The following is a 7,689-nucleotide window of genomic DNA, read 5'->3' as shown; positions in this document are numbered from 1 at the left end:
GGGCCGGCTCTTTTACCTTACCCTGGCCGGCAATGCTGTCAGTAAGCTGCTGCAGCGCTTTTACATCACCTGCTTTAAGGCTGTTGTCGTTATACCAGTTGTTAATCTTATTGGCGTCGATGTTAATGGCATTTTGCAGGTAACCATCTTCCAGCTTATTCACCTCTCTGGCCAGCAGCACATCCAGGATGGGGGCAGTGGGATCAAAGCGGTACACTTCCCGCAGTCCATTCAGGTTCAGGGTTACAGCTCTTGCCGCGTACATGGCTGCTACAGTGGCTTTTTCCGTATTGTTGGCGCATAGCTTCAGCACGGCTTTTTTATCAGCTTCTGCCCAACCGGTATTCAGGTAAGCCAGGGTACGCTGGGAGGGGGCGCCTTCAAACACACGGGAGAACAGGTACACGCTTTCTGCTTTTTTACCGGTCCGTAACAACGCGCCTGCCTTTAAAGCCAGTAATTTATAGTGAATAAAGGAGGTAGATGGCAATGGCGCTGCCAGTGAATCGTAGTAATGAATAGCGGTTTCGTATGACTTGCTGAAATGCGCCATGCGGGTGGCCTGGTAGGCAAATCTTTCCTTAATGAAAGGATCTTTACAGGCATTATACAGCTGTATGCTGTTGCGGGCCAGGCGCATCATGGCGGCGGGATCCGGTGTGGGCGGGTTCCAGGCGTCGGCAATGCTGGTATATACCTCGCATCTTTTAGCGAACATGAGATAACCCAGCGTTTCCTTGTCTTTGCTGCTGATGAAATAACGGGTAAGCGTATTATTGCTTACGCTGTCCGGCGCCTGCAGCGGCGTTCCTTTATCAATACTGGTATACAGCGCCGTCATTTGCGGACGGGAGTAGGTGTAAATAAAATCCAGGAGGTCCTTATCCGTTACCTTTGCATCCCTGCCGGAAAAAAAGGCGCTCCATTCACGGAGGTTAGCGGTTTGCTCCGGCTCATCTACCCCATAATATTGCCGCATGGAGGTGTAGTAGAAGGGCTCAAAGCCCTTGCCGGCAGCCAGGTTCGGGTTATAAAAATTGCTGTAATAATCATAGGGATCCGGCTCAGGGCCGCAGGAGAACACGTAAATGGTTTCTGCGAAAAAGCACAGCAGCAGGCTAACGAAGAATACGATAAGTTTTTTCCAGCTCGGGTAATGCATATTTTTTAAGCTCGTTTTCATCCAGGTGATAAAATATAACTACGGGGTTATAATCCTGCCGCTGTTTAGCCAGGTACCGGGCGGCGTCCCATAACAGCGCGGGCGGGCAGGTTTCATACCGTACCTCTTCGCCGGCATGCAAGGGATAGCCTTTTACTACAGTATCCTTTAACACGGTGTATAATTGTTCCCCATTTTTACTAAAAATACGATGGTTGCTGAAATCATTTTCATCCAGGTTACGGAGCAGGCCTGCGTAGGAATGGCGCCGGAATAATACGCTCCACCTGAACAATGGCAAAGCCAGGTCTAAAGATAACGGATAATGCGCGATCCTTTTGCTGCCGGCGTAGGATTCCAGGTCGTTCATGTTCAGAATGGAGTTATGATCGCCATACTGGCGCAGGTTGCCCATATTATAGCACATCAGCAGGCCTTTGTCGGCCGGCGGTGCGCCGCTGGTAGCCAGGAACTTTACCTGGTGCAGGCGGATGGTTACGGAAAGTTGCTTGCCCTGCATAAAAGGCTGTTGGCGAAAGGATTGGAGGAAGGCGAAATAGGCGGTTCTGCTGTTGCGTGTCCAGTCGCAGTCTATCTGCACTTCCCCTGCCTGCTGCGGGCTGGTTTGCGCCAGCAGCTGCGCCACCTGCCGGGCCAGGGTATCTGCATTCACCTGCTTCCATACTTCGTTCACAATGAATACGGTAGGTATTACCTGTATGCCGGCAGGGAAGGGGCTGCGCTGTTCCAGGCGGGCTACGGGAACGGCTGTATGTTTGCCGGCGTTCAGGCTTACGTCGAACATTTTTACGTAAAGCCTTTGCACGCTAAGGGCGTTCAGGGTATGCAGCTCAGTGCTGTCGGGCTGGTAACGCTGCTTCCAGAAATAGAAGGCGCGGGTAACAGGGCGCGGTTTGGTGCAGGCCAGGCAGCAGCAAAAAAGGTATAAAAGCCAACATTTATGCATTTGCGGGCAAAGATAGGGGAGTAACGTAAATTTTCCCCTTGGCGCGCTGTTTTAACAATTGCGCAGGACGTTGATATCTGTTTTTTCCTTAAGTTTGTAGAAATGACAGGTAATATATTCCATACAGTTAAAAGTCGCCCGATCGAGTATGTGATACTCGATATGAGCGATTGTTATACCTGGTCATTTCCCGAATTTCTACCCTTTTGTCTTCACCTGTACTATTTCTCCAGCTTTAAGGCCTTTAAAACTATTGCCCAAGCCTAATGAATCCCACAAAGGCTTGGGGTTTATCTGCATTTAATTATTCCAATAATTAATCATTTAAATGATCTTGCTATGCGCCGGAATCAACAAAAGATTGCTGCAAGCAGAACCGTAGCGGCAATGGCCTTTTTGCTGAATGCAATTGTGCTGGAACAGGGATTGGTATCCCATCCCAGATGGTATAACATTGCCTATATCACCTTTCCCTTAATGCTGATCTATGTGATCGCTTTTCGTAAGCAGCTGTACAGGCAGCAGGGGCTGCGTATTGATAACAAACAAAATGTGAAGCAATGAACGTATTATTTCAACGCCTCCGCCAGTTAGGGATCGATCATAATATTTCATTTACCGGGCAGGAATTACTGAAGGATTGTATCATCGGCTTTGCCGGTATGCACCGTAAAGTGATCGTATTAAAACAGCTGAATGATGCGGCTTTCCAATCCTTTGTGATAGACCTGAATGAAGTGAAAAGATGTACGGTAAGAAAGCAGTACGGCGCTATCCGGACCGGGGAGCTGAAGGCAAAGAAGCTGGATCACTACCTGGAAGAGATGGTGCTGCATTTTGAGCTGAAGAACGGGAAACCGCCTGTGGAGGTGCTGTTTTACAAACACCCCGGCAATTATGTTGGGGAGATTGCGGAGCTGGAACAGAAGGCCCGTTACTGGAGCACTCTATTGACGAAGATGTGCGTGCCCCTGGAAAAGACCGCCTGATGCGGGTTACATGAATGGGGACGTAATTGTAAAATTTAAAATTGATGATCTATGCAAAAGATAAAAGAGCAGCTTGTGTTAACCAAGTTTGATTATGAAGTGATCTTATCCAACCTGAAAAATGGATTAGTGCAGGCAACTTTTAACAGGCAGGATGCGGAGGAGCTGGGCGCTGAATTGAAAAAGGCTAAGCTGGTGGATAATGAAGATATGCCGCCTGATGTGGTAAGGCTTAATTCAAGTGTTACCGTTAAAGAGGAGCTGGAAAACAGAGTGTTAAAGCTCACGATCGTAGTTCCTGAGAAGGCCGATATAAAACAAAAAAAGGTGTCTATTATGTCGCCTATCGGAACGGCGCTTATCGGGTATAGAAAGGGCAGTAGAGTGAGCTGGAAAGTGCCTGCAGGCAGAAGAACCTTTACGATCCTGGAAGTATCTAACCAGGTGAATGCATAACCCTGGCAGGGCCGGGCGCGGTGCCTGGCCGGGAGCGTAATGTTATACCGGCGCCTGCGCGATGTTCAGCAGGCGCCCGCGGGTGGGGCGTATGATCCCTTTTTGTATATTTAATAATGTTTGACCAATTCCGGAATAAATTCCCGCTTGACGATAATAAATGGAACGACTATACCGGTTGTTTTAAACGCATGAAAGTTTCTGCGAGAACGGCGCTTTTAAAGGAAGGCGATGTTCCGAAGAATATGTTCCTGATTGAAAAGGGTTGTATCCGTGTGTGGTTTAATAACGATGGGAAGGATGTTACAACCCAGTTCTTCTTTGAGAACAATATGGTTTCTTCCATTGAAAGCTTCCGTAAAGGATACCCGAGCCCGGTAACCATTGAAACTATTGAGCCCTGCGTATTATGGTACATTCATAAAAAAGATGCAGACCGGATCATTGCGGAGGTAAGCGAGCTGCCTGTATTCCGGGAGATGATCCTGGATACTGTATTTGGGCGCACCTTTGAGTACATGAAACAGTTCTTTTCCTTTATAAAAGATACGCCCCAGCAACGCTACCTGAATTTGATAAAGGAAAAACCACAGGTGGTGCAACGGGTACCCCAGCACTACATTGCATCCTATTTAGGCGTTAGCACGGTACACCTGAGCCGTATAAAAAGTAAGCTGGCCAAAGAAAAGTAACAGCCCGTATTTGATAACAAATGTTATTGCCCGCCGGTTTATTGCCGGGTAGCTTTGCATTATAAAAATTATCAAATATGAAAGCAGCAGTGATGTATCAAAGGGATGGAATGCCGCAATACGCGGATTTTCCCGAACCGGTAGCTCAAAACAGCAATGAGCTTTTAATTACCATGAAAGCGGCCGCTATTAAGCAGCTTGACCGGTCAAGAGCCAGCGGCAAGCATTATTCCGTACAAAATGATCCTGAGCAGGCAACCGTTATTGGGGGCGATGGGGTAGGCGTGCTGAAAAACGGCGCCCGGGTATATGCCATTGGCGCCAGTGGGATGATCGCAGAAAAAGCCCTGATCGATAAAGACCGCATGGTGCCCTTACCCTCCGGTATTGACGATGTTACTGCCGCAGCCCTGCCCAATGCCGTGATCGGGTCAGCCATGGGCCTTCGTTTCCGGGCAGGTATGCAACGCGGCGAAACCGTATTAATAAACGGCGCCACCGGCTTCACCGGTAAAATAGCAGTGCAGGTAGCAAAACATTACGGCGCAAAAAGGATCATTGCAACGGGCAGGAACGAACAATCCTTACGCTCACTGCTGGCATTGGGTGCCGATGAAATTATTACAGTGGAACAGGATGATGCAGCCTTTGTTGCACAAATAAAAGCCATTCATAGCCGCACGCCTGTTGACATTGTCATAGATTATCTGTGGGGGCATACCGCAGAGCTCATCCTCTCTTCTTTCAAGGGCCAGGGCCTGTTCACCCATAAAACACGGTTTGTATCTATTGGCTCTATGGCAGGCGATCTTATTCAATTGTCGGCAGAGAACCTGCGCAGCGTTGATCTTCAGCTATCAGGCTCCGGTTTGGGCAGCTGGACAAAGCCTGAAGTACAGCAGCTGCTTAAAAAAATATTGCCGGAAATGTTTGAGCTGGCGGCAGCAGGTAAGCTGAAGGTGGAAACGGTTAGCGTGGACCTAAAAGATATTGCCAGCCTGTGGGACCTGGATATTCCCGGCGGACAACGCTTAGTGGTTACCATCTAATCTAGGGACGGTTATTTACAACCCATAAATTTAAGACGTTGAGAACAACTAAAATTACCTACTGGGTATCTACCAGTATAATAGCAGGAATGATCATACTATCGGCATACAATTACATGACCCGGGAAGAAGTAAAAGTGATCTGCCGGCCTGCGCTTAAACTACCGCTTCTTTATTATACCGCATCCGGTATTCCAGTGGAGACATGCCGGTTATTTTTCTGAATACCTCGCGGAACGCTTTCAGATCAGAATAGCCCACCTCATACATTACTTCATTAATTGTTTTGCGGCTGGTTTCAAAGGCTTTTTTAGCCGATTCAATCTTCACTCTTTGCGAATATTCAATGGGCGTATTGCCGGTGGCTTTAATGAAGCGCCGGTCAAAGTTCCGCCTGCCAACAGCAAATTTGGACGATAGCTGCTCAATAGATATTTTCTCCTGCAGGTTACTTTCAAGATAGGCCTGCGCCTGTTTTACCATTTCATCGCCGTGCAGCTTCTGACCCGTAAAAATGGTAAATGCGGACTGGCTTTGGCGGTCCATTTCAATCTGGAATACCTTGGAACAAAAAATGGCGGTTTGCCGGTCAAAATACTTTTCTACCAGGTACAGCACCAGGTTCAGGAAGGAATAGGCGCCGCCATTTGTATAGATCCCGTTTTCATCCGTGATCAGCTTATCCGGCTGTAAATTAACTTTGGGGAACATGGTTCTGAAATTATCCGCCGCCGCCCAGTGTGTAGAGCACGCCTTTCCATCCAGCAAGCCGGATGATGCCAGCATGAACGCACCCGTACAGATACTGGCTATTTCAGCGCCCTCTTTATATTGTTCCGCTACCCAATCGATCAGCAGCTGGTTACCCTTCACCGCTGTCTGATAATTATGATTCAGGGAGGGAATAACGATCAGGTTTGTTTTTTTGATGCTGGAAATATGTGTTTGCGGCCGCACGGCAAACAGGCCGCCATAGAACTCCACTTCATCGGAAATACCGGCTAATTCAATTTTGAATAATTCATTCCTGCCGCTTGCCTTCCAGTACTCATTGGCACGGGTAAATATCTTGTAGGTGCCCACTATGCTGCTCAGGTTATTCTCTCCCTCAGGCACTATGATGGTAAGATGTTTCATGGCGATTCCTTTTTATAAAGGTAGCAACTTGTACTGTCCAAATCAACCCACCAGAAATTCCATTTAGTACCCTGCCAATGTGATATTTAGACAATACTTTTGCTAAGTAAAGTTTTTAACCATCAAAATATATTCTGACAATGAGTACATCCTTTAGCACTACCTTCCAGGTAGACCAAACACCCAAAGAAGTCTTCAACGCCGTTATCAATCCCCGTGGCTGGTGGTCTGAAGAAATTGAAGGCAATACAGAAAAGCTCAATGAGGAGTTTTTGTATCACTTTAAAGATGTTCATGTTACAAAACTGAAATTAACAGAAGTTGTGCCTGATAAAAAAGTGGTATGGCTGGTATTGGACAACTATTTTGATTTCACGGAGGATAAAACTGAATGGAAGGATACAAAGATCATTTTTGAGATCATGGAAAAGGATGGCAAAACCCAGCTTCAGTTCACTCACCTGGGTTTAGTGCCTGACTATGAATGTTACAAGATCTGTTTTGATGCATGGAGCAATTACATTAACAACAGCCTGCGCAACCTGATTGTTACAGGAAAAGGAACACCCAATCCTAAAGAAGGCGGCTTTAACGCTGAGCTGCTGAAAAAATGGGAGCTCCAGGGATAATAAGACAATCATTCGCCGCTATTCTAAAACCATCAATAAAAGCTTATGAACAAGCAAAACTTCACTGTCTCCTTTTTGGCAGACCAAACACCGGAAGAAGTATTTAATGCCGTTAATAATGTTCATCAATGGTGGACAGAAAATATTGAAGGCAGCTTTCAAAAACAAGGAGATGAATTTGAGAAGGTTTAGTGCCTGATGAAGAATGTTACGATGCCTGTTCCAATGCATGGACCGGTTATATACAGGGAAGCTTAAAGAACCTGGTAAGCACCGGTAAAGGGCAGCCCACCCCGAAAGAAATTGTGGCATAACCTCAAAACATCCACTGTGCAGTTCCCTGAAAGCTGTGCAGTGGATGCTTGTAACGCTGTTCGGAAGCGGACAGTTTTTGTTTCGAAACCGAACAAACCCCTATTTGTAATATAACTACTGCATTGTAAATCAATCAGATGAATATGCGGCACTATCTTCGCTCGCAGTCCCCCGCAATCTTGTTTGTTACATTTCACTGAATGACCGATCTGCCATGATTAGGAATTTTTTCAAAGTCGCTTACCGGAACCTGCTGCGTAATAAAGGGTTTTCGGCCATTAATATTACAGGCC

At 46.8% G+C, this 7,689-nt stretch carries 11 protein-coding genes; 8 read left to right on the top strand and 3 right to left on the bottom strand.

Annotated features, from left to right (window positions below; genetic code table 11):
- Nucleotides 1–1,162: hypothetical protein (locus VIM87_RS03570; RefSeq protein WP_331995640.1), on the bottom strand; the 1,162-nt coding region annotated here is incomplete at its 3' end.
- Nucleotides 1,119–2,129: a hypothetical protein gene (locus VIM87_RS03565; RefSeq protein ID WP_331995639.1), complete on the bottom strand. Its 1,011-nt coding sequence runs from the start codon at nucleotides 2,127–2,129 to the stop codon at nucleotides 1,119–1,121. The genes VIM87_RS03570 and VIM87_RS03565, both read right to left, overlap by 44 nt.
- 339 nt (nucleotides 2,130–2,468) lie before the next feature.
- Here VIM87_RS03565 and VIM87_RS03560 point away from each other — a divergent pair, with 339 nt between their 5' ends.
- The 5 genes from VIM87_RS03560 to VIM87_RS03540 all read left to right on the top strand — a co-directional run bounded on the left by VIM87_RS03560 (nucleotide 2,469) and on the right by VIM87_RS03540 (nucleotide 5,315).
- The gene (locus VIM87_RS03560) at nucleotides 2,469–2,693 is read left to right on the top strand and encodes a hypothetical protein (RefSeq protein WP_331995638.1); all 225 of its coding nucleotides are present in this window, start codon (nucleotides 2,469–2,471) and stop codon (nucleotides 2,691–2,693) included.
- Nucleotides 2,690–3,118 (top strand): hypothetical protein, encoded by a 429-nt coding sequence (locus VIM87_RS03555; protein ID WP_331995637.1) that lies wholly within the window; start codon nucleotides 2,690–2,692, stop codon nucleotides 3,116–3,118. Before VIM87_RS03560 ends, VIM87_RS03555 begins: the two co-directional genes overlap by 4 nt.
- Before the next feature lie 51 nt (nucleotides 3,119–3,169).
- A complete protein-coding gene (locus VIM87_RS03550) occupies nucleotides 3,170–3,574 on the top strand; it encodes a GreA/GreB family elongation factor (RefSeq protein ID WP_331995636.1) in 405 nt (134 codons plus the stop codon).
- A 116-nt stretch (nucleotides 3,575–3,690) separates the two neighbouring features.
- Nucleotides 3,691–4,266 carry a Crp/Fnr family transcriptional regulator gene (locus VIM87_RS03545; RefSeq protein WP_331995635.1) on the top strand — a complete coding sequence of 192 codons (576 nt, stop codon included), beginning with the start codon at nucleotides 3,691–3,693 and terminating at the stop codon, nucleotides 4,264–4,266.
- A gap of 77 nt (nucleotides 4,267–4,343) precedes the next feature.
- On the top strand, nucleotides 4,344–5,315 hold the full coding sequence (locus VIM87_RS03540) for a zinc-binding alcohol dehydrogenase family protein (protein ID WP_331995634.1): 972 nt from the start codon (nucleotides 4,344–4,346) through the stop codon (nucleotides 5,313–5,315).
- Between the two features lie 156 nt (nucleotides 5,316–5,471).
- On the opposite strand, the gene VIM87_RS03535 is transcribed toward VIM87_RS03540, so the two are convergent.
- Nucleotides 5,472–6,452, bottom strand: coding sequence for a GlxA family transcriptional regulator (locus tag VIM87_RS03535; RefSeq protein WP_331995633.1), 981 nt, complete (start codon nucleotides 6,450–6,452; stop codon nucleotides 5,472–5,474).
- Between the two features lie 140 nt (nucleotides 6,453–6,592).
- Here VIM87_RS03535 and VIM87_RS03530 point away from each other — a divergent pair, with 140 nt between their 5' ends.
- From VIM87_RS03530 to VIM87_RS03520, 3 genes are read left to right on the top strand one after another with little or no spacing between them, the layout of a single operon-like run.
- A complete protein-coding gene (locus VIM87_RS03530; protein ID WP_331995632.1) occupies nucleotides 6,593–7,081 on the top strand; it encodes an SRPBCC domain-containing protein in 489 nt (162 codons plus the stop codon).
- A 45-nt stretch (nucleotides 7,082–7,126) separates the two neighbouring features.
- Nucleotides 7,127–7,273: a hypothetical protein gene (locus tag VIM87_RS03525; RefSeq protein WP_331995631.1), complete on the top strand. Its 147-nt coding sequence runs from the start codon at nucleotides 7,127–7,129 to the stop codon at nucleotides 7,271–7,273.
- On the top strand, nucleotides 7,273–7,395 hold the full coding sequence (locus tag VIM87_RS03520) for a hypothetical protein (RefSeq protein WP_331995630.1): 123 nt from the start codon (nucleotides 7,273–7,275) through the stop codon (nucleotides 7,393–7,395). Before VIM87_RS03525 ends, VIM87_RS03520 begins: the two co-directional genes overlap by 1 nt.
- Nucleotides 7,396–7,689 lie beyond the last annotated feature (294 nt).

The organism is Chitinophaga sp., from assembly GCF_036569125.1.
In the GTDB taxonomy this organism is placed as follows: domain Bacteria; phylum Bacteroidota; class Bacteroidia; order Chitinophagales; family Chitinophagaceae; genus Chitinophaga.
The sequence above is the reverse complement of the archived record's forward strand: the minus strand, read 5'-3'. Positions and strand labels throughout refer to the sequence as shown.

Coding starts and splice junctions, on each gene's coding strand:
- VIM87_RS03550 (WP_331995636.1), top strand. CDS start 3,170: ATGCAAAAGATAAAAGAGCAGCTTGTGTTAACCAAGTTTGATTATGAA.
- VIM87_RS03535 (WP_331995633.1), bottom strand. CDS start 6,452: ATGAAACATCTTACCATCATAGTGCCTGAGGGAGAGAATAACCTGAGC.
- VIM87_RS03560 (WP_331995638.1), top strand. CDS start 2,469: ATGCGCCGGAATCAACAAAAGATTGCTGCAAGCAGAACCGTAGCGGCA.
- VIM87_RS03530 (WP_331995632.1), top strand. CDS start 6,593: ATGAGTACATCCTTTAGCACTACCTTCCAGGTAGACCAAACACCCAAA.
- VIM87_RS03555 (WP_331995637.1), top strand. CDS start 2,690: ATGAACGTATTATTTCAACGCCTCCGCCAGTTAGGGATCGATCATAAT.
- VIM87_RS03525 (WP_331995631.1), top strand. CDS start 7,127: ATGAACAAGCAAAACTTCACTGTCTCCTTTTTGGCAGACCAAACACCG.
- VIM87_RS03545 (WP_331995635.1), top strand. CDS start 3,691: ATGTTTGACCAATTCCGGAATAAATTCCCGCTTGACGATAATAAATGG.
- VIM87_RS03540 (WP_331995634.1), top strand. CDS start 4,344: ATGAAAGCAGCAGTGATGTATCAAAGGGATGGAATGCCGCAATACGCG.
- VIM87_RS03565 (WP_331995639.1), bottom strand. CDS start 2,129: ATGCATAAATGTTGGCTTTTATACCTTTTTTGCTGCTGCCTGGCCTGC.